The organism is Seonamhaeicola sp. ABD4_175, from assembly GCF_056160885.1.
Genome location: NZ_JBSWYC010000001.1, coordinates 842,179 through 863,391, shown reverse-complemented (window position 1 = coordinate 863,391; position 21,213 = coordinate 842,179). Strand labels below are relative to the sequence as shown.

General features: G+C 33.1%; 14 protein-coding genes and 2 tRNA genes. 9 read left to right on the top strand and 7 right to left on the bottom strand.

Going from position 1 to position 21,213, the window contains the following annotated elements:
• Positions 1 to 70: 70 nt before the first annotated feature.
• Complete coding sequence (locus ACXAG4_RS03470; protein WP_475294680.1) at positions 71 to 2,701, bottom strand: AsmA family protein; 2,631 nt, start codon at positions 2,699 to 2,701, stop codon at positions 71 to 73.
• Between the two features lie 86 nt (positions 2,702 to 2,787).
• Positions 2,788 to 3,492 carry a queuosine precursor transporter gene (locus ACXAG4_RS03465; protein WP_475294679.1) on the bottom strand — a complete coding sequence of 235 codons (705 nt, stop codon included), beginning with the start codon at positions 3,490 to 3,492 and terminating at the stop codon, positions 2,788 to 2,790.
• 70 nt (positions 3,493 to 3,562) lie between these two features.
• On the opposite strand from ACXAG4_RS03465, the gene folK reads away from it, so the two are divergent.
• Positions 3,563 to 4,693, top strand: coding sequence for a 2-amino-4-hydroxy-6-hydroxymethyldihydropteridine diphosphokinase (gene folK, locus ACXAG4_RS03460; RefSeq protein WP_475294678.1), 1,131 nt, complete (start codon positions 3,563 to 3,565; stop codon positions 4,691 to 4,693).
• Positions 4,694 to 4,697: 4 nt separating this feature from the next.
• Here the strand turns inward: folK and ACXAG4_RS03455 are convergent, their stop codons facing one another.
• Positions 4,698 to 5,354, bottom strand: coding sequence for a class I SAM-dependent methyltransferase (locus ACXAG4_RS03455; RefSeq protein WP_475294677.1), 657 nt, complete (start codon positions 5,352 to 5,354; stop codon positions 4,698 to 4,700).
• A 187-nt stretch (positions 5,355 to 5,541) separates the two neighbouring features.
• Between ACXAG4_RS03455 and ACXAG4_RS03450 the strand changes: the two genes are divergently transcribed.
• On the top strand, positions 5,542 to 6,837 hold the full coding sequence (locus tag ACXAG4_RS03450) for a hypothetical protein (RefSeq protein WP_475294676.1): 1,296 nt from the start codon (positions 5,542 to 5,544) through the stop codon (positions 6,835 to 6,837).
• Here ACXAG4_RS03450 and ACXAG4_RS03445 read toward each other — a convergent pair.
• The gene (locus tag ACXAG4_RS03445; RefSeq protein ID WP_475294675.1) at positions 6,834 to 7,373 is read right to left on the bottom strand and encodes an RNA methyltransferase; all 540 of its coding nucleotides are present in this window, start codon (positions 7,371 to 7,373) and stop codon (positions 6,834 to 6,836) included. The two genes, ACXAG4_RS03450 and ACXAG4_RS03445, sit on opposite strands and share 4 nt — an antisense overlap.
• A gap of 193 nt (positions 7,374 to 7,566) precedes the next feature.
• Here ACXAG4_RS03445 and mutS point away from each other — a divergent pair, with 193 nt between their 5' ends.
• The 3 genes from mutS (at position 7,567) to ACXAG4_RS03430 (ending at position 10,463) form a co-directional block, all read left to right on the top strand.
• The gene (gene mutS, locus ACXAG4_RS03440; RefSeq protein WP_475294674.1) at positions 7,567 to 10,179 is read left to right on the top strand and encodes a DNA mismatch repair protein MutS; all 2,613 of its coding nucleotides are present in this window, start codon (positions 7,567 to 7,569) and stop codon (positions 10,177 to 10,179) included.
• A 99-nt stretch (positions 10,180 to 10,278) separates the two neighbouring features.
• Positions 10,279 to 10,350 (top strand) — tRNA-Gly (locus ACXAG4_RS03435).
• 29 nt (positions 10,351 to 10,379) lie between these two features.
• Positions 10,380 to 10,463 (top strand) — tRNA-Leu (locus ACXAG4_RS03430).
• Between the two features lie 54 nt (positions 10,464 to 10,517).
• On the opposite strand, the gene ACXAG4_RS03425 is transcribed toward ACXAG4_RS03430, so the two are convergent.
• From ACXAG4_RS03425 to ACXAG4_RS03415, 3 genes are all read right to left on the bottom strand, one after another.
• Positions 10,518 to 11,156 carry a peroxiredoxin-like family protein gene (locus ACXAG4_RS03425; protein WP_475294673.1) on the bottom strand — a complete coding sequence of 213 codons (639 nt, stop codon included), beginning with the start codon at positions 11,154 to 11,156 and terminating at the stop codon, positions 10,518 to 10,520.
• Positions 11,157 to 11,180: 24 nt separating this feature from the next.
• Positions 11,181 to 12,254: an alkene reductase gene (locus ACXAG4_RS03420; protein WP_475294672.1), complete on the bottom strand. Its 1,074-nt coding sequence runs from the start codon at positions 12,252 to 12,254 to the stop codon at positions 11,181 to 11,183.
• Between the two features lie 123 nt (positions 12,255 to 12,377).
• Positions 12,378 to 12,941 (bottom strand): TetR/AcrR family transcriptional regulator, encoded by a 564-nt coding sequence (locus ACXAG4_RS03415; RefSeq protein WP_475294671.1) that lies wholly within the window; start codon positions 12,939 to 12,941, stop codon positions 12,378 to 12,380.
• Positions 12,942 to 13,236: 295 nt separating this feature from the next.
• Here ACXAG4_RS03415 and ACXAG4_RS03410 point away from each other — a divergent pair, with 295 nt between their 5' ends.
• Genes ACXAG4_RS03410 through ACXAG4_RS03395 form a run of 4 tightly spaced genes read left to right on the top strand, consistent with a single transcriptional unit; the run spans position 13,237 to position 20,806 of the window.
• A complete protein-coding gene (locus ACXAG4_RS03410; RefSeq protein ID WP_475294670.1) occupies positions 13,237 to 15,813 on the top strand; it encodes a WD40/YVTN/BNR-like repeat-containing protein in 2,577 nt (858 codons plus the stop codon).
• 28 nt (positions 15,814 to 15,841) lie between these two features.
• Positions 15,842 to 17,344: a sulfatase family protein gene (locus tag ACXAG4_RS03405; protein WP_475294669.1), complete on the top strand. Its 1,503-nt coding sequence runs from the start codon at positions 15,842 to 15,844 to the stop codon at positions 17,342 to 17,344.
• A 20-nt stretch (positions 17,345 to 17,364) separates the two neighbouring features.
• The gene (locus ACXAG4_RS03400) at positions 17,365 to 18,975 is read left to right on the top strand and encodes a sulfatase-like hydrolase/transferase (protein WP_475294668.1); all 1,611 of its coding nucleotides are present in this window, start codon (positions 17,365 to 17,367) and stop codon (positions 18,973 to 18,975) included.
• A gap of 4 nt (positions 18,976 to 18,979) precedes the next feature.
• Positions 18,980 to 20,806 (top strand): sulfatase-like hydrolase/transferase, encoded by a 1,827-nt coding sequence (locus ACXAG4_RS03395; RefSeq protein WP_475294667.1) that lies wholly within the window; start codon positions 18,980 to 18,982, stop codon positions 20,804 to 20,806.
• Positions 20,807 to 21,213: the final 407 nt, after the last annotated feature.

The window sequence follows — 21,213 nt, the reverse complement described above, 5'->3', positions numbered from 1 at the left end:
AGGTTTTTCCTTTTGCGCAGGGTACAATGTAAACTTTTTAATGTAATAACCTAATATTATTTAATATCTTTTAATTTACAGTGTCTTTTTTCTTTCTTTTAAGTAAACCGCCTAAAACATTTTTAACGCTTTCTTCAATAGTTGGTTTGGGTGTTGTTGTGGCGCTAGAGTCTTGTGCTTTAGTAGTTTTTGTTGTGTCTGTTTTGGTTTTGTTTCCTAAAAGACCGCCTAATAAATCGGTTACTTTGTCTTTGCCTTTGTTTAATAGTTTTTGTTTTTCAATTTCTACTAATTGTTTGGTAAGGTTGGTAACGGCCGATTTTAAATCGGTTTTTACTGTTGGTGATGTGTAACTACCGCCAATATTGGCAGTTACAGGTATGGTTATGTTTTTAACATCATCAGTATTTATTTTGCCAATTAATTGGTTTACTTCGCTACCTAAATATTTGGCAGGAATGTTAAAAACAGCATTGTAGTTTAGGGTTTTATCAAATTTATGATCGCCAGAAACAGTTATTGAAATATCTTCATAATTTAAATTAAATGGTTTTACGCTTACGCCACCATTGGCAAATTCTAGTTTTGTTTTAATGTCTTTTAAATTTAATTTTTCAAAATCAATAAAATTTAAGTGGCTTTCTAAAGTATTAAACAATTGGCCTTTATTGGCGTTAACTTTTGTACTTAATAGTTCTGCCAATGCAGATCCTGAAATACTAGATAATTCGGGCGTAAATTCTTCATTTAAATTACCTTTAAAATGTAAGGTAGAATTTAATTTACCTTGAAGTAATTTGGCAATAGGAGCAAGGTTTTGAAGTAGCTCCATGTTGGTAAAAGATTGCGCAATATCAAAACCGTCAATACCTAAATTTAAATCGAATGTAGGTGTTTTTTCTTTTGTTGAAACATTACCAATTAACGCAATAGAGCCATTAAATAAGCTAGATGTAACATCTTTTAAAGTGGCTTGCTGATCTTTAATAACTAATGAACCGGTAACATTTTTTAAATTTAAATTATCATACACTACGGTTTTGGCATTGGCATTTATGGTACAATCTAAAAACGCCGGAATTTTTAATGATTCTTCACTGCTTGTTGTTTTGTTGTTGGTTTCAGTCGTGGTATCTTCAGTCATAAAATCACTCACTTTAAAAAGGTTTGCGTTTACATTAAAGTTTCCTTTTAAAGTATTATTACTAAGTAAAAAACCTAATAAGTTTTCAATTTTACCTGTAGCGCTTAAATCACTATCGCCAGTTTTTGCATCAAAATTGTTTAATAAAACGGTGCCCGGATTAAATGTTATGTTGGCTGTTGAAATATGAATTGGGTTTACAATATCTTCTGAAGAAAACACAAAATCTTTTATACTTGCTGAACCATTGTTTTTAATGCGCTCATAGGCATTGGTTTCAATGGCATTCATGTCAAAAACGGTGTTAAGTTTAGCTTCTAAAATACCGCTAAGTGTTTTATCAAATTCAACAGGGTAAACTTTGGTTATATTGCCTAAATTTAGTTTGCCATTAACATTTGCGTTAACCAACATGTTTTTGGTAATGTTTTTTAGTGTTGCCGATGCTTTAAAAACATCTTCATCTATTTTAAAGTTTAATTTATCAATATCAATATACGTATCATCAACATTGCCTGTTGTATTTTTAATACTTGTGTTAATGGCAATTTGCTCAACACTTTTAGGTAAATTAGGGTATTTAAATGAAGCGTTGTTTGATGATATGTTAATATCTAAATTAGGTATGGTTTCATCGGTGCTTAAGCCTTGTATTTTTCCTTTAATTTTAAAATCGCCAGTGGTTGTAATATTGTCTAAGTTTTGCGTGTATGCTTTGGGCATAACGGCTAAAAAGTTTTTGAAAGAAGACTCTGGGTTTTCAAAGGTAATATTAATAAGCTGTCCAGTTTCTTTTTGTTGCACAGACCCATGAAATTCTAAAGGTAGTTTATTAATGTAGCCTTTGTTGTTTTTAAAAGTGTAAATGCTATTGTTTAAATCTAAACCAATAATAGCATCTAGTTTTAGTGAATTATTTTCTAGGTAGTTGGTGCTATCCATTTTAAAGCTAATATTGGCTTCGCTGGTGGTATTTAATTCTGAAGTTTCAGCAGAAAAAACGCCATTACCTTTATGATTAAATTCAGATAAGTGAATGTGCATATTAGAAGCTTCATCAATGTACGTTAACGCACTATTGTTAATGCTATAGTTTTCAATGCTGAATGAGAAACTATCGGATTCTTCGTCTTGCGCCGGAATATTTTCGCTTTCTTTTACAATATCATAATTTGTGTTGCCAAACTTATCGGTTTTTAGTGTTAAAAGGGCCTCATCAATATTAAATGCGTTTACCGTAATTGGCGCGTCAGCAGATTTCTTAAACACTTCATTAATAGGCATTGAAAACGCAATGCTTTTAACGGTGGCTAGTGTTTCATCTTTAAAAGGTTCAAAATTTGTAATAACCAAGTCGTTTACAGATACGTGTGCTTGCGGAAAATCTTTAATGAAACTAAGGCTAACACTGCTAAATTCTACATTAGCATTTAGGTTTTGGTTAATGTAGCGTTTAACTATTTCTGCTATTTGCGATTGAAAAGCAAAAGGCAATGCAATTAGCAACGCAATAATGATAAGTGTAATTATGCCGGCAATTTTTAAGGCTTTCTTCATACAGAAAATTCTTTTTATTAAATATACGGAAGACGTTGCTGTTTGGTTGAATTTTTTAGAAAGTTTAATATAAATTTAATGTTTTTTTACATAAAATCAATCTCTTCGTTTATCTTTAAATTAAAGCGTTTTCTAAATAAATACACGCCTAAATACATAAAAGGCGTATCAAAAGCAGCAACGACTACTTTAAATAAAAAGCCGCTAAATAAAAGGCCTAAAAATTTATCCCAAGCAATTATATTAAAAATACAAAGTAAGCCAACAACTGTAAAGGTGTCTACAAATTGTGATAACCACGTTGAAAAATTATTGCGTAACCATAAGTGTTTGCCTTTAGTGAGTTGTTTCCAAAAATGGTAAATTTGAATATCAACAAACTGCGCAAATAAATAAGCCATCATACTAGCAAAAACGGCTAAAATGGTATTGCCAAAAACAGTGTTAAACATATCATCATTTACTGGAGACCACGGTGTGGCGGGTACTAAACTAGAGGCGTACACTATTAACAACGAGAAAAAAGAGGCGAAAATACCAGTAATAACTACTTGGTTGGCTCGTTTTTTGCCGTAAATTTCGCTTATTAAATCGGTTATTAAAAAGGTTATTGGGTAGGGTAAAATGCCTACTGAAATTTCAAAAAGTTTGCTGCCAAAAATCTCAATGTCAACCGGATACCAGTAAAAAAATTTTTGAAATATTAAGTTTGATACTACTAATGATGTGATAAAAAGCGCCCCCAAAAGCATGTAAATACGTTGGGCGGCTAGTTTGTTTTCAAGTTTCATGTGCATTGTGAATAAATACCTTTTGCAAATGTAAAATAAACCATTTACTTTTTTTTATTTTGCTTTTTCTATGAAGCAACCCACTACATTTTATATAGCCTTAGGAAGCAACAAAGGAGACAAACTTAAGAATTTACAAACTGCGGTTAATAGCATACATGAGCAAGTTGGTACAATTAAGCTTATTTCAAAGGTTTATAAATCGGCAGCATTTGGTTTTGAAAGTGACGATTTTTTAAACGCTTGTTTGGTGTTGCAAAGTTATTTTACCCCTAACAAAGTGCTAAAAAAATTGTTAACCATTGAAACAACAATGGGGCGCTTGCGTAAAAAAACAACAGGTTATGAGGCGCGTGTTATAGATTTAGATATTATTTTAGCTGAAAATCAGGTTATTGATACCAAAACGCTACAAGTGCCTCACCCCGAAATGCAAAAACGAAAATTTGTATTGCAACCTTTACATGATGTGGCAGCACAAGTAAAGCATCCTGTTTTTGGTAAAGATATAGCACATTTGCTGCAGGTTTGTAAAGATGAATCAGTGTTAGAGCCTATTCAAATTTGGTTAAAAAACCCACGTAAAAACTATAATTTTTCAAAGCTTAATTACATTGCTATTGAAGGTAATATTGGTGCAGGTAAAACAAGTTTAGCTACTATGATAGCGCAAGATTTTAATGCTAAATTAATTTTAGAACGGTTTGCCGATAATCCCTTTCTGCCCAAATTTTATAAAGATGCGGTGCGGTATGCATTTCCGTTAGAAATGTCTTTTCTTGCAGATAGATACCAGCAAATAAGTGATGATTTATCGCAATTAGATTTGTTTAAAGATTTTATTGTAAGTGATTATGATGTGTTTAAATCGTTAATTTTTTCAAAAATAACACTGCAAAATGATGAGTTTAAACTATACCGAAAACTTTTTTATTTAATGTACAAAGACATTGCAAAGCCCGAGTTATATGTGTATTTATACCAAAATACCGAGCGCTTGCAACAAAACATTAAAAAAAGGGGGAGAAGTTATGAGCAAAGTATTGAAAATAATTATTTAGAAAAAATAAACGAGGGTTATTTAGAGTTTTTAAAAACGCAAACAGATTTTAATACTAAAGTTATTGATATTTCAAATATTGATTTTGTGAAAAACAGAGCCGATTATTTATGGCTATTACAGGAAATTTGTGGAGCCTAAGTGTTTATGTTTCCAAAAGAAACGTTGTTATTTTTCCTTTGTCTTCTTTTAAAAAATAGTTGTTTAAAACAGTTTGTTTTTTTGCCTTAAAATTAAAAGGATGTTGTAAAATATCCACACCACTATTATGCTTAATTCTTATGCCTTGGCCAGAAATAATATTAATGTTAGGGCAGAAGTTGCCAATAGGTAAATGTTCAGTAAGTATAATGTATTTATAGTTTTTTAGCTGTTTACAAATATTTGAAATTTCATCATTTGTTAGGTGTTGTAAAACCTGTCTTAAAATAACACAATCTGCTTCTGGGAGCGTTTCCTTTGAAATATCTAAACAATAAAATTCTAAACTTTCAGTATTAAAAATTTGTTTGTTGCGCTTAATAAGTGCTTTAACAATGTCAATAGCAACATATGTTTTAGTGTATTTTACTAAATGTTTACCAATGTTAAAATCGCCACAGCCTAAATCACACACACTTAAAGGTGTTTTAAAACTTTTTAAAAAGGACGATACACTTTCTAAATAAGGCATTATAATTTCAGGTAAGTGTGAGCCTTCACCAGAATAAAAATCAAAATTTTTACCACCCCAAAGATGTTGGTTATAAATTTGGGTCATGGCCGCTTTTGTAGGCCATGGTTTTTTGTTTTTGCGCTTCAAAATATATTGTAATAGTGCAAATATAGTATTTCAATAAAAAAAGTGAAAGTATTTATTTAACAGGAGTTTTGGCTGTTTTTTTTAAGGTGATTTTTAATAAGGTTTTAAAAATGGTATAAAAATTGATTATATCTTCATGTGGTTGTTTATCAACTACGTATAAAACCAAATCAAAATACAATATAAAATGAAAACTAAATTAACCTACTTTCTATTACTTTTTTATGCCTTAATGTTTGCTCAGCAAGAGCGCGGTATTATTGGCGATGATAATTGGCTAGATTATTGGGCAGAGTTCAACCCAAAAAATATTAACTACAGCGAGCCAAATTTTATACTTACAGGAGATATTGCCGAAGACATAACTTTAACAAAAAGAAATGTGTACTTATTAAGCGGTAACGTGTTTGTAACAAACAATGCAACATTAACTATTGAACCTGGCACTGTAATTTTAGGAGACGCAGATTCTAAAGCTACACTAACAATTACGCAGGGTGCTAAAATTATGGCAGAAGGTGAAGTAACAGACCCTATAGTTTTTACATCTAGTAGAAGTTTTAAAAAAGCTGGAGATTGGGGCGGCATAATTATACTTGGCAATGCTTTAACAAATAGATTAGGTAAAGGTTCTGCAGTTGGTTATTACCCAAGTATTAATGCTGCTAATTATGCTAAAACACTTTTTGGTGGTGAAAACAACAGTAGTAATTCTGGAGTTTTAAAGTATGTTAGAATTGAGTATGCTGGTAAAAAAACAAAACAAGCTAAATCATCAAACGCTTTAACTCTTGCTGCTGTAGGTGGTAATACGCAGGTTGAAAACGTTATGGTAAGTTTTTCTGGAGCTAATGCAATTAATATGGTTGGTGGTAACTTTAATATGGCTCAAATGGTATCGTATAAATCAAAAGGAAGTGATTTTAATTTTAATACAGGAGCACAAGTTAATATTAGTAATTCTTTAGCTGTAAGATCGCCATATATTTCGGGATACAATGTGGCACGATGCATAAACGTGCTTTCTTTTGATAAAAATAAAGAAGCCATTTTAAGTGATGTTGAAACACAAGTTGTGGCTAAAAACATGACGGTGTTAACAGATACTAAGGATCTTGATTTTGATTTGAAATCTGGTTTAATACGAGAAGCTATTTATGTTGGCGCAAACACCCGCTTTAAAATTGAAAATAGTGTTGTTTCGGGTTTTAGTAAAGCTGCCGTTTTAGATGAAAATATCAAATTGAACACATCTAATCTAGAAAAAATACAATTTGTAAACTCATATTTTAATAAATGTATGGGTAATATTTACCAAGGTTATAATGAAAACAATGAAGATTTAGAAAACTGGTATGGCAACCCAATATACCAAAACTTATACTCTAAAGGCGTGCACTCTGAAACGTTTATTAAAATTGCTGGCAATAAACCAGATTACAGATTGCGCATAGAAAAAATAATTGCAATGCGAAAAAACTAAGCATTAGCTAGTTTTAGCTTTGTAAAAATATCCCAAACAACAACGCCACAACTTACAGATATATTTAAAGAGTGTTTTGTGCCAAATTGAGGTATTTCAATAACAGCATCACTTTGGTTTACAATACTTTGTTGTACACCTTTAACCTCGTTGCCAAAAACAAGTGCATATTTTGTGTTAGCTTCAATGTTAAAATTATTTAACATGGTGGCGTTTTCAGCCTGCTCAATGGCGCAAACTTTTGTGTTTTCGGTTTTTAATTTGTTAATTACATCAAGGGTGTTTTCAGCATATTCCCAAGTAACTGTTTCTGTGCTTCCTAAGGCAGTTTTATGTATGTCTTTGTTGGGCGGTGTAGCTGTAATGCCACACAAGTAAATTTTTTCAACTAAAAAAGCATCACTGGTTCTAAAAACAGATCCTATATTGTTTAAGCTTCGTATGTTATCTAAAACAATTATAATTGGTGTTTTTTTTGCGTTTTTAAAAGCATCTACACTTAATCTATCTAGTTCGTTATTTTTTAATTTTCGCATTTAAATATCTTCTTTAAACATGGCGTTGTTATATTGTTGAAAATCTGTAAGCAATTGTAAATAACTTGTGTTTTATCAACTTCAATAACCCTGAAATTAATAGTACATTGCATGCTACAATTTTCACAAAAATAATATTAAAAAATTACTTTACCATTGGTAGAAGCACGCCCAAAAAGGCGATAGATTAGTTATGGCGAAAAAAGCAAAAAAAGAAACCCCGTTAATGAAACAGTACAATGCTATAAAAGCAAAGTATCCTGATGCGTTATTGTTGTTTCGTGTGGGCGATTTTTATGAAACCTTTGGTGAAGATGCTGTGAAAACCGCAGGTATTTTGGGTATTATTTTAACCAAACGAGGCGCTGGTAGTGAAAGCGAGACTGAGTTAGCAGGGTTTCCGCATCACTCATTAAACACCTATTTGCCTAAATTGGTAAAAGCGGGCGAGCGTGTTGCTATTTGTGACCAGTTAGAAGACCCAAAACAAACAAAAACCATTGTAAAGCGTGGTGTTACTGAGCTGGTTACACCAGGCGTAGCTTTAAATGATGAGGTTTTACTATCAAAATCAAACAATTTTTTATGTTCAGTGTATTTTGATAAAAAATATATTGGCATATCATTTTTAGATATTTCTACGGGCGAATTTTTAACCTCGCAAGGCAATGCAGAATATATTGATAAGTTATTGCAAAATTTTAGCCCAAGCGAAGTGTTGGTTTCTAAACAAAAGCGTAGTTTGTTTAATGAAACTTTTGGCGAAGATTTTCATACATTTTATCTTGAAGATTGGGTATACCAAACCGATTATGCTTATGAAACTTTAATAAAACATTTTAATACTAAAACACTAAAAGGCTACGGTGTTGAAGATTTGCATGAAGGAATCATTGCAGCAGGATCTATTTTACATTATTTAGGTGAAACCCAACACCATAAATTACAGCATATAACATCTATTTCAAGAATTGCCGAAGATGATTACGTGTGGATGGATAAATTCACTATTAGAAATTTAGAGCTATACCATTCAACAAACAATAATGCGGTAACATTACTTCAGGTAATTGATAAAACTATTTCTGCCATGGGCGGGCGTATGCTAAAACGTTGGTTGGCATTGCCATTAAAAAAAATTGACAAAATAAAACAGCGCCATGAGGTTGTTAGTTTTTTAGCCAAAAATGTGCAGATACATCAAAAAATACAACATCATATAAAGCATATAGGCGATTTAGAACGTTTAATTTCAAAAATAGCAACGGCAAAGGTTAATCCGCGTGAGGTTATTCAACTTAAAAATTCACTAGAAGCTATTGTTCCCATTAAGGCGATAGCATCAAATAGCAGTAACGAATCTTTAAAAATTATAGGCGAAAATCTTCAAAGTTGTGATATTCTTAGAAATAAAATTAAAGAAACCTTAAACGAAGATGCTCCCGTAAATGTGCTTAAAGGCAATGCCATTGCTGCTGGTTTTTCTTCAGAATTAGATGAGTTAAGAGGTTTGTCTCAATCAGGAAAAAAATATTTAGATGATATGCTACAACGCGAAAGTGAACGTACAGGCATACCATCACTTAAAATAGCATCAAACAACGTTTTTGGGTATTATATTGAAGTGCGTAATACTCACAAAGATAAAGTGCCTGAAGAGTGGATTAGAAAGCAAACCTTAGTAAATGCAGAGCGCTATATTACAGAAGAACTTAAAGAATACGAAGCCAAAATTTTAGGTGCCGAAGATAAAATACAAGCCATAGAACAGCAGTTATTTGCCGATTTAGTGGTTTGGATGGGGCAATACATTAAAGCAGTTCAACAAAACGCCCATTTAATTGGCCAGTTAGATTGCCTTTGTGGGTTTGCACAATTAGCAAATGATAATAATTACATATACCCAACAATTGATGAAACATTTGATTTAGAAATAAAAAATGGGCGTCATCCTGTTATTGAAAAACAATTGCCTTTAGGTGAAACATATATAGCTAACGATGTTTTTTTAGATAGAACCGGTCAACAAATTATCATGATTACAGGACCAAATATGTCTGGTAAATCGGCTATTTTAAGGCAAACAGCACTAATAGTATTGCTAGCCCAAATAGGAAGTTTTGTACCTGCCGATGCCGCAAGAATTGGTGTTATTGATAAAATATTTACCCGTGTTGGTGCTAGTGATAATATTTCTATGGGAGAATCTACCTTTATGGTTGAAATGAATGAAACAGCCTCTATTTTAAATAACATGTCTGAAAGAAGTTTAGTGCTTTTAGATGAAATTGGGCGTGGTACAAGTACGTATGACGGTATATCAATAGCATGGGCAATTAGCGAATATTTGCATGAGCACCCAGCAAAAGCAAAAACACTGTTTGCAACCCATTACCATGAGCTTAATGAAATGACAGATACTTTTGAGCGTATAAAAAACTTCAATGTATCTGTAAAAGAGTTAGAAGATAATGTGTTGTTTTTAAGAAAATTGGTTGCTGGTGGCAGTGCACATAGTTTTGGTATTCATGTGGCAAAAATGGCAGGTATGCCACAGCAAGTACTACATAAAGCCAATAAAATTTTAAAGAAATTAGAACAATCACATTCTAGTGAAGAACTTACAGATAAAGTTAAAACAGTAGAAAACGATATGCAGCTAAGTTTTTTTAATTTAGATGACCCACTTTTGGAAAATATTAAAGATGAAATTTTGCACACTGATATTGATACACTTACGCCCGTAGAAGCGCTAATGAAACTAAATGAAATTAAGCGTATGCTAGTAAAGAAAAAGCAAGCTTAAAATATTTTTCATTTATTTTTACAAAAAGGCTTTGTAGTTTATATAAAAGTTTTAAATTTGCATCCGCAATCAGGAAGATTGTATGTTCAAAAACAAACTGCGAAAGTAGCTCAGGGGTAGAGCATCACCTTGCCAAGGTGAGGGTCGCGGGTTCAAATCCCGTCTTTCGCTCTGAGAATTTCTTGAAAATATACCAAGTTGCTGAAGTGGTGGAATTGGTAGACACGTTGGACTTAAAATCCAATGGACATTAGTCCGTGCGGGTTCAAGTCCCGCCTTCAGTACAAAAGCCTTATCTTTTTTTAGATAAGGCTTTTTTATTTTTTATGTTTTTGTGCTTAAAGCCTTTGTAAAGCCTTTGTTATTTCAGTAGGTTCAGGTCTATTTCTATAATCAGCATCTAAAAATGCATAAGTAATTTTTCCATTTTCATCAATTATATAAGTGGCAGCAAGCGGTAATTCATTTGAATCATCACCATTAAATTCTTCTAAGCTAAAATGATTTTTGTAGTTATTGGCCACATCATCAGGTAGTTTAAACATAATGCCAAAATTTTTAGCTACTTTATTGCCTATATCACTTAATACTTCAAATTCTAAATTGTGTTTTTCAGAAGTGTTTAAAGACTTGTCTGGTAACTCTGGTGTTAAAGCCAATAATGTAGCGTTATTTGCTTTAAAATTTGGTAATTCACTTTGTAATGTGCGTAAAGTTAAATTACAATAAGGGCACCAACCACCTCTGTACCAAGTTAACACTACGGGGCCTTCTTTTAAATAATCTTTTAGTTCTACACTATTTCCTGTAGCATTTTTTAGTTTGAAATTTGGTGCAATATCACCAACTTTTTTGGCATTAGTAAGTATGTTGCTTTGTTCTACTTTGTTAACACCATTATTATACAATTCTATTACTGCTGTGTCAGCATTTGCTTCAAAGTTTTGTTTTATTTTATTTAATTCTTCTTGTAGCATAATTTATTATTAAAGTTAAAATTTTTAATTAAGTGTAGGGTAGGTTGTGTAACCCTCTTCGCCTGGTGTATAAAGGGTTTCTTCGTTAGCTTCATTAAAGCTAGCGCCTTGTTTAATACGTTCAATTAAATCAGGATTTGCAATAAAAGGAAACCCAATAGATATTAAATACCGGTTGTTTTCAGATACTATTTTTTCAGCTTCTTTTAGGTTGTTGCCGTAGCCACCGTTAAAAATAACGTTACCATTAAATTTAGTACCTAAAGCCTCTAAAAAGCCTTCAGGAATTTTATTAGATAGTGCAGCCATATGTAAATAAGCTAAGTTTAAACTGTTTAATTGCTTAACTAGATAGTTGTAAGTTTCGGGTATATCATCATAAAGTGCCATGTCATTAAACACTCCAAAAGGAGAAATACGAATACCAGTTTTTTCAGCACCTATTACAGTTGAAATTTTTTCGGCTAATTCTAATACAAAGCGCGTTCTGTTTTCAATAGAACCACCGTAATTATCGGTACGGTTATTAGAACCTCTATTTATAAATTGATTTGGAAGGTAACCATTTGCGGCATGAATTTCAACACCGTCAAAACCTGCTACCATAGCATTTTTAGCTGCTACTAGATAATCATTTTGAATGATTTCAATATCTTCCACAGTCATTTCATGAGGTTTGCTGTGTGGTTTCAAACCTTCAGAGGTGAAAATTTCACCAGCAGCTTGAATGGCAGATGGGGCTATAACCTCAGCACCTTTAGGTAAGTTTAATTGGTGTGCAATTCTGCCTGTATGCATAATTTGTAAAAATATTTTACCTCCTTTTTTATGCACAGCTTCTGTTGTTTTGCGCCAGCCAATAGTTTGTTCGTTAGAATAAATGGCCGGAATGTTAGGGTAGCCCAATCCGCTTTGTGATGGCGATGTGGCTTCAGATATTATTAAACCACTTGTAGCGCGTTGTGCATAATACGTTGCCATGATATCATTGGGTAAGTTGTTAATGGCTCTAGAGCGCGTCATTGGAGCCATAACCACATGGTTGTTTAGCTTTAAGTGATGTAATTTAAAGGGAGATAGTAATTTTGAGTTTTTCATAATTTTTTATTTAACAGATTGATTATCAATCTAAAATTTTAAAATTCTGTTTTGGTTACTTTATAGTTAAGCTATAATTAAGCTTATATCTAAATATATATTTAGATATGAAGTAAAATTTTTTTATATGTTTTTGAATGTGGTTTCTATAAAATCTTCAATTTCATTTTTGCAACTTACCCTGCACGATGTTAGCAATGCGTTTTTAGCAAGCATTAAAAAATTGGCTTCTCTTTGTATTGTTGCTTCATCTTTTGAAGAATTTGTTTTTAATTTTTCAATAAAAATTGTTTTAAATGTTTTTAAATGTGGCTCAATAGCTTTGTTTATTATTTCGTCGTTAGTTTTAGCAAACTCATAATGGGTATTAACTATTAAACACCCGTTTTGATCAGATTCATTAAAGTTGATACTTGCTAAATTGTAAAACAATTGTTTAATGTCTTCAACACCATTGTTAGCATTTTTAAAATCTTCAAGTAGTTTTTTAGATTTTTCTTTGTATGCTTTTATGCATTCTAAAAAAACGCCTTTTTTATTACCAAACCTTGCGTAAATTGAAAACATATTTATACCCATAGCTTTTTCTAAAGCTTGGATTGATGTGTTAGTATAACCATTACGTAAAAATAAAAGCATGGCTTTGTCTATTACTTCTGCTTCTATGTATTGTTTTTTTCTAGGCATGTAAAACTTAATTCAATACAAAACTAAATATATATTTAGAAATAGAATAGTATTTAACGTTTGTTTAAGTTATTGAGTGAATATGCCTTATTAAAATACCGCAGCAAACAGCTGTCATTGTTAATAGGTGTTTGTGTTAAGGTGTAATGTTTGATTTGTATAATAATAGTATATCAAAGAAGGGTTTACAACTATTATACTAAACCATTTCAGTAAAAATCAAAATCATTTGTAACATAGTTAGGGCTGTTATTAAACTAGATTTGTAGTGTTCTTTTTTTCAAAAAAAATAAATATGAAATTAAAAAACTGTTATTTTCTTGCAATGTTTCTTTTTACAACAGTTTTGGTTGCTCAAGAGAAAACTGAATTATTTTTCAAAAAAATAAAAAGTGAAAGAGTAACATCAGACCAATCTGTGGAGTGGAAAAACTTCGGACCAGGAATGTCTGGTTACAACGAAGAGTTTTGGTGTCATCCCACAGATACAAATGTGATGTTTATGGGGCCAGATATGCACGTTAGTTACGGAACATGGGATAATGGTAAATCATGGCACTCAATTAAAGATTATGATGGTGATGGAAAATGTATGGAGCGCGTTTTAGATATCACCTTTTCTAAACAGAACCCAGACTTTGGTTTAGCCCTAGAAAGACGTGGAAAAATATTTAAAACTACAAACAGAGGAAGAAATTGGGAATTAGTGTATACCATACCAAGAGCCGAAAAATCGGCATATAATGCGCATACAAAATTGGCTATACATCCAGCAAATGACGCTATTTGGTTTGTTGGAGCCGGAGATTTTTGGAACGTAAAGTATAACCATCGTTCCAAAGCGTTAATTCATGGTAAGAAAAACAAAATTGCCAGTTATGGCTACGTGTTAAAAACTATAGATTATGGTAAAACATGGAAAAAGGTAGCCAATACTATTTCAAAAGATTTAGATGTTGCACGTATTATTATCAATCCCATAAGGCCAAATCAAATGTACATTGCTACAAACTATGGCTTTTTTGTTAGTAATGATACGGGAGAGACTTGGAAACCTAGCGGAAAAGGGCTACCAAACAATCTACCAAGAGAGCTTACATCCTACTATAATTCTAAAACCAAAGAGTTTATCTTGTATTTAGTAGAGCAAACAGTTTATGAGCCTAATGGCAAGTCTATTACAACTAAAGGTGGTGTTTATAAAAGTAGTAATGGCGGAAAAACGTGGGAGAACATTACTGGTAATTTAGGTGTAAACTATAATATGATAACAGATAAATATCATAGCAATAACTACCATAGAGTTTTAAGTTATTGGTTTGATACAGACTCAAGAAAAGCGTACCCAAAATTTCCAGAAAACACTTATTCCATTTTCAATAGAATAGCTGTGAATCCTTTAAATAAAAATGAGATTTATTTAGTGGCTAACCAGCGTCATGATAAAAGTTTTGGTCCAGGTGACGCTTGGAAAACAGAAGACGGAGGTAAAACTTGGAAAATCTGCGCACGGGCAGGAACGTATTGGAATCAAAATAAAGATAATGCATACTGGGAAAGTAAAGGTTTTGAAAAAGGTGCAAATGTAGAATTCTCTCATGTAGCAAAAGCAAATGCCGAACAAAGCGAAGTAAGATTTGGTAATAGAAGTTTAGCAATTAATGCTAAAGGTGATGTTTTTATTGGCGTACATCAACAAACACAACGTTCTAATGACGGTGGTAAAACTTGGCAACAAATTGATGATTACGAAACCACACCAGGAAGTAATGCATGGGTTGGCAGAGGCGATAGTAATTTACCAGGGCGATTCATGCTGCTTGAAACAGGAATTAAAGACAGATATTTACTTTGTAGTGGAGAACATGGTTTATGGGAAACAGCTCCTTTAGGGAACTACCCTGATAAAGATGCCGTGGCTGTAAAACAAATAGAAGGGCAAGTACATGACCATAGCGGTAACCACGGCTTACATTCTGCTTCTACAGTAGCAGTGCATCCCAAAAACCCAAATATAATTTATGTTATTGGTTGGAGGCAGGAACACCGTGGTAAAATGCGTAGATCTACCGATGGTGGAAAAACTTGGGAAAATATAGCAACAATTTTTGAAGGTAAAAATCCCGAATATAGAGGTATAGCACCACAATACTCCTTAATGATTGACCCTGAAAATCCAAATAATATGTATTTCACAGCCATTCGGCATGTAGTGCAAGAAGTTGGAGCTTCTCCAAAGGAAGATGTCATGTCTAAAGGGAAGTATGGAGTGTATCGCTCTAATGATGGCGGTTATAATTGGATGCTTAGCAATGAAGGACTACCAAAATTGGGGAGTGTGCGAAGGTTAACAATGGATCCAAAAAAGCCAAAAGTTATTTATGCTTCAGTAAATCAAAGAAATAAACACCATGTTGGCGGATTGTATAAATCTACAGATGGCGCTTTAACTTGGAAAAAGGTGAAAATTCCTGCCCAAATAGAATCCGTTAACAACCTATTTGTAGATAGAAATACAAAAGCAATGTACCTGTCAACGGGTTCCAATTTCGGGTCTTATGAAGCTGGTGGTGTTTGGAGAAGTACAGACAATGGTAAAAATTGGAAAAAGTTTTTCAAAGCGCCATATGTATGGCAAACAGAAGTATCTCCAGTTAATTCAAATATCATAACAGTAAATGTGCCTTACCATAAAAACTTTAAAAATCCGGGGTTATACATAACCAAAGACAATGGTGAAAGTTGGAGTAAGATTAACAAAGGTATAGGACAACCTGATAAAATGACCGACTTTAAGCCAGACCCATACAATGAAAATGTGCTTTGGTGTGCAGGATGGGGAAGCGGATGGTTTAAGACCGTTTTAAAGTAATAGAAAACAGAGTTTAAAATAGTAGGATATGAAACATAAATTTAGCTTATTGGTTGTTACGCTAGTATTAATGACTAGTTTGTTTATGGTAGGTCAGGAAAAACCTAACTTCATAGTAATTGTAGCTGATGATTTAGGCTATAATGATGTTGGTTTTACTGGGTCTAAAGAAATTGAAACTCCAGTCTTAGATAAGCTGGCAAAAGGAGGTGTAATATTCACAAATGGCTATGTTACACACCCCTATTGCGGGCCATCTCGTGCGGGATTAATAACGGGAAGGTATCAAGCAAGGTTTGGTTTGGAAATTAATTTGACGAATTCGCATTACGATGCCCATAATGGACTGCCAACCACAGAAACCACCTTTGCTAAGCGGTTAAAAGCTTCTGGATATCGCACAGGGATGATTGGAAAGTGGCATTTAGGCGCGTCATATGTATTTCATCCTAATAATAGAGGTTTTGACTATTTCTATGGTTTCCTTTCTGGCGGTCATACCTATTGGCCTAAAAATGTAACCACAACGCATCCATTATACTTAAAAAATGGGTCACCACATTATTCTGCTAATGAAGGCGGGTATTGGCCTTTATTACGAAATAATAATGCAGCTGAATTCAACGAGTATCTCACTACGGCATTAAGTAGAGATGCAGCTAAATTTGTAAAAGAAAGTGATGATCCTTTCTGTTTATACTTAGCTTATAACGCACCACATGCACCTCTAGAGGCTCCCAAAGAATTAATCGATAAATATGCTCATATAGAAAATAAACAAAGACGTATTTATGCCGCAATGATTGATGCAATGGATCAAGGAATTGGCATGGTAGTAAAAGCTCTTGAAGATTCAGGTAAATTAGATAATACTTTAATTTTCTTCATTTCTGATAATGGTGGAATAGTAGATAAAACAAGAAAAGAATCTGAACCTAGAAGAAAAACTAAAGATTGGGGAGACAATACGCCGTATAGAGGAGGTAAAGGTAGCATGTTTGAAGGAGGTCATAATGTGCCATTTATAGCGCATTGGCCAAAAGGAATTACGGCAGGAAATACTTATGAGTTACCAATTTCGGCGCTTGATATTGCAGCAACTTTAGTTGATTTAGGTCAAGGTGATGCCTCAGGAAAACCATTAGAAGGAGTTAACATTATTCCATACGTTGAAGGCGAAAATAAAGGCGTGCCTCACGAAGCATTATTCTGGCGAATGGATAGTGGAAAAAAATGGGCCGTAAGAACACCAAACGCAAAGTATTTTTTGCCACGTGATGAAACAGGTTTGAATGGAGGTTTCCTAGTAGACATGGTTAAAGATCCTTATGAAAGTACCAACATTATTAATGAGAATCCTAAGTTGAGAAAGAAACTGGCAAAACTATGGAATGAGTGGAATGCTAAAAATCAACCTAATAAATACTTACAAGCAGGTAATTATCAAAAAGCAAGATTAAAGTTTTACAAAGAACTTAGGGAGAAACTAGATAAAGAAGCAAAAAAAGAAAAACCATTGGTTATTGAATAATACACAACATGAATACAAAGATGAAAACAAATAAAACATATTTTTTAGCAATAGTACTGGCATTTTCAACATTGGTTGGGGTAGCCCAAAAACAGCCAAATATTGTATTGCTTTTTGCTGATGATATTAGCGCAAGAGAATTACCAATTTATGGCTCAACCGTTTGGAGTCCGCCTAAAGGGGGAACAACTTCAGATGTTAAATACAAAGCAAAAACACCAGTTTTAGATAAAATAGCAGAAGAAGGCTGTTATGTAAAAACTGCCTGGGCATCAACAGTTTGTGGTCCAAGTAGAGCAATGATGATGACAGGACGTTATGCACATTTGCACAAATGGTGGCATAATAAAGACAAAGGAAAAGCACCAAACGGAAAAGGAAGTTGGGATTTATATGATAGTTCCCCACATAGTATAGCTCATGTTGCAAAAGCCGGAGGATATGCCACGTTTTGGGCGGGCAAAACTCAAATGAATATAGAAGGGTTTCCTTTTGATGAAGGTTGTTTTACACCAGGTGAAGGTTCTTATAATACAGCTATTCACACCACAGATTTTAGGTTAGAAACAAGAAAAGTGAATGGTAAAAAAGAAATTTACAATGCAGACACAAATAAGCCAATTCATAAAAAAAGTTATGTGCAATCTGGTTGGTACTGGAAACCTCATGTACAGTTAATGAATCACCCTGATGCCAAAGAAAAATTTGTTTGGTGGCCAAATGATAAAAAATCAGAAAAGGAATTTGGACTTAACACTTTTGGTCCAGATGTAGAATTGGAATTTACCTTCGACTTTATTGAAAGAAAAGTAAAAGAAGACAAGCCATTTTTTGTGTATCACACCAGCCATTTGGGGCATGATGCTTGGGATTTTCTTCACCCAAGTAATGAAGGGAAATGGCCAGGGACACCAAAAATTAATTGGGATGGTAAAAAATATAAACGCACAACGCCTAAAGTAACTGGAGATAATGGTGTTTATAATGATTATGGAACTATTACTGAAAATGGAATTCACACACATATTAATTATTTAGATTATCAAGTGTGGCAGTACCTAAACAAATTCAAAGAATTGGGTATTGAAAACAATACCATCTTTATTTTTTGCGCAGATAATGGTACGAGTGGTTATGGTAAGTCTAGCCCAATTTCGCAAAAAGGAACACATGTGCCGTTAATTATTTATGCACCTGGTATGAATCTCACTAAAAAAGGTGCGCAAGATGTTTTGGCTAACATGTCGGATTTAATTCCAACTATAGCAGATTTAGGAGGTGTTACAATTCCAGATTCTTATGAGATGAATGGAGAAAGTTTAATGCCTTTCTTAACCACAAATAAACCAAAACATAGAGATTGGGTGTATGGTTATCACAAAGAAACTACTATAATTCGTGGCGATTTGGTAATGAAAGATGGTAATAATGTGTGGTATGATGTTAGTAAATACCCAAAAGATTTAATCTCTTTTCCAAAGATTAAAGATTGGAGTAAAGTGTCTGAAGCTCATAGAAAAGAGCGCGATGAACTTAAAAAAATAGTACCAAAATTTGATTTACATGCTACAGCTCATGATGCTCCAAAAGGCGGTTACGGTAAGGTAGCTCCGCTAAAACATAAAAACTAAACATATGAAAACAAGGTTACTAATAGTATTGTTCTTTACAGGTGTAATTAAATTTGCTTTTGCCCAAGAACAACCAAATATTCTTTGGATAGTTACTGATGATCATCGTTATGATGCCATTCGTTCATTTAATAAAATGCTTACTGGAAATGAAATGAGTGAACTTGGTTATGTAGAATCACCAAACATAGATCGTTTAACAAAAATGGGTACTACGTTTATTAATACCTATTGTCAAGCCTCTGGGTGCGCCCCATCAAGAGCATCTATGCATTCAGGAAGATATCCGTTTCGTTCTGGAGTTTATGAGTTTGAATACCATCATAATAAGGCAGAACATTGTGAACCTACTTTTCCAGAACAACTAGCAAGTTTAGGATATCAAACCTTACGAATTGGAAAATTAGGGGTTCGGTTAAAAACGGTTGAAAACGGTAAATCTAAAAATTATAATATCTATCAAAATAACTTCGATTTTAAACAATTACGAAAAGATGGTTTTACAGGCTGGGGAAAAGATTGGTTCTATGAAATGGATGGAAAAAAACTAGACAAGCCATTTAAAAGTATGGAGTATTTTGTTACTGAAAACGGAGAGTTTGAATATATATCTGAACGATTAGAAAAAGAATTCCCTAAATACGAAGGAACTGCTGAAAAATCTCATAAAAAATATGATTTGTTAAGACATTATAACAAAAAGAAAGGGCCTCAAACCCCATTTTCAGCAGGTATATTAGCAGGAGTTAGTTCAAGAAAAGCAGGTGAAACTAGAGACGGATATTACGCTCAAATATTCAAAGAATATTTAAAAAATGAAGAAGATAAATTTTCGTTTGGCTCACAAACCGTTAACGGAATTAACGAAGAGAAGCCTCAATTTTTCTACATTGGGTTTGATTTTCCGCATACACCAGTATTACCACCAGCATCTTACAGAGAGCGATTTAAAAAGCACACATACAAAGTACCTAATTTTAATGAAAAGGAATTAAAAACAATGCCAAAGCAATTCTTAAAGCAGGTGAAAAATAGTTATACAAATCATTTTACAGATGAAGAAAAACAAAAAATGATTCAAGATTACTTTGCATTTTGTGCCTATGGCGATGACTTGGTTGGGCAAGCAGTAGATGATTTTATTGCCTATAACAAAAAGAAAAATAAACCTTACTTAATAGTGTATGTAAATGGAGATCATGGTTGGAAATTGAATGATCACGGAGCCGTTTCTAAATTCACACCTTGGGATATTGATTCTCATAATCCAATAGTTGTAGTTTCTTCAGACAAAAAGAAATTTCCAGCGGGAAAGGTGGTTAGAGAATTTACAGAATTTGTAGATATAGCCCCAACAATCCTTTCAGTTGGTGGCGCAGATATTAAATCTGAAAAGTTTGAATATTTAGATGGAATAGATTTAGCACAAGTAGCTGCTAAAAAAGCGCCACAAAGAGATTATGTGGTTGGTGAAGCCCATGCTGTAACAGGCCCAAGAGCATTTATTCGTACTAAAGATTATATGTTTTCTATACAAACCCGTCCTCACAAAACAAGAGGAAAAGACATGCATTGGGCGCTTAACGCGTCTTACGAAGATTTAGATCCTGCCTTGTATGATATGAAAGCAGATCCGCACGAAGTAAACAACCTAGCTTTCAACCAAAAATACCAAAAGGTAGCACAGAAAATGAAAGAAAAACTCATTAATATAGTTTTAGGAGACAATAGAGTTGAGGTTGGTTGGGGTAAAGGAAGTCGTGTTACTGGTAAAGAAGTATACAGGAGCAATTTTGCCCCAGGGGCGCATGATTATAAATTAAAACTGTAGTTTTTGAAGCATATTATTTAATTGTATGAGCGTCACTAAGGGTAGGCTTTAATGTCAATTTCACCTGTAAATGCCAATAAAGTTTACATAAAAACGCAAATAATTACTCGTTTCATTTGAAAGCTAGCAGTCTTTTATGTTTAGCGTTGAAAGGGAATTAAAATAAAATTGAAAAGATGTTTTAATTTATAAGTGTTTAGGCTTCCTGGGTAGTTAAATATAGCATTGAAATTAAATAGTTGGCTAAAGGAACATATGTAAAGAGACGTATTTGTTATTGTTGTAAGCCATTATAATGTCTATAAAAAAGTTATACATTAGGCCTAAAAAAGACATTCATTCTATAAATAAAAACATATAATCTGTTAAAATTTATGTGGTTGCTGTAGTTTTAAATTTGAGTAAAA

Excerpts from the sequence above, each read along its gene's own strand:
- ACXAG4_RS03410 (WP_475294670.1), top strand. The coding sequence starts at position 13,237 with ATGAAATTAAAAAACTGTTATTTTCTTGCAATGTTTCTTTTTACAACA.
- ACXAG4_RS03445 (WP_475294675.1), bottom strand. The coding sequence starts at position 7,373 with ATGCGAAAATTAAAAAATAACGAACTAGATAGATTAAGTGTAGATGCT.
- ACXAG4_RS03405 (WP_475294669.1), top strand. The coding sequence starts at position 15,842 with ATGAAACATAAATTTAGCTTATTGGTTGTTACGCTAGTATTAATGACT.
- ACXAG4_RS03470 (WP_475294680.1), bottom strand. The coding sequence starts at position 2,701 with ATGAAGAAAGCCTTAAAAATTGCCGGCATAATTACACTTATCATTATT.
- ACXAG4_RS03395 (WP_475294667.1), top strand. The coding sequence starts at position 18,980 with ATGAAAACAAGGTTACTAATAGTATTGTTCTTTACAGGTGTAATTAAA.
- ACXAG4_RS03450 (WP_475294676.1), top strand. The coding sequence starts at position 5,542 with ATGAAAACTAAATTAACCTACTTTCTATTACTTTTTTATGCCTTAATG.
- ACXAG4_RS03400 (WP_475294668.1), top strand. The coding sequence starts at position 17,365 with ATGAAAACAAATAAAACATATTTTTTAGCAATAGTACTGGCATTTTCA.
- ACXAG4_RS03415 (WP_475294671.1), bottom strand. The coding sequence starts at position 12,941 with ATGCCTAGAAAAAAACAATACATAGAAGCAGAAGTAATAGACAAAGCC.
- folK (WP_475294678.1), top strand. The coding sequence starts at position 3,563 with ATGAAGCAACCCACTACATTTTATATAGCCTTAGGAAGCAACAAAGGA.
- ACXAG4_RS03425 (WP_475294673.1), bottom strand. The coding sequence starts at position 11,156 with ATGCTACAAGAAGAATTAAATAAAATAAAACAAAACTTTGAAGCAAAT.
- ACXAG4_RS03420 (WP_475294672.1), bottom strand. The coding sequence starts at position 12,254 with ATGAAAAACTCAAAATTACTATCTCCCTTTAAATTACATCACTTAAAG.
- ACXAG4_RS03465 (WP_475294679.1), bottom strand. The coding sequence starts at position 3,492 with ATGAAACTTGAAAACAAACTAGCCGCCCAACGTATTTACATGCTTTTG.
- mutS (WP_475294674.1), top strand. The coding sequence starts at position 7,567 with ATGGCGAAAAAAGCAAAAAAAGAAACCCCGTTAATGAAACAGTACAAT.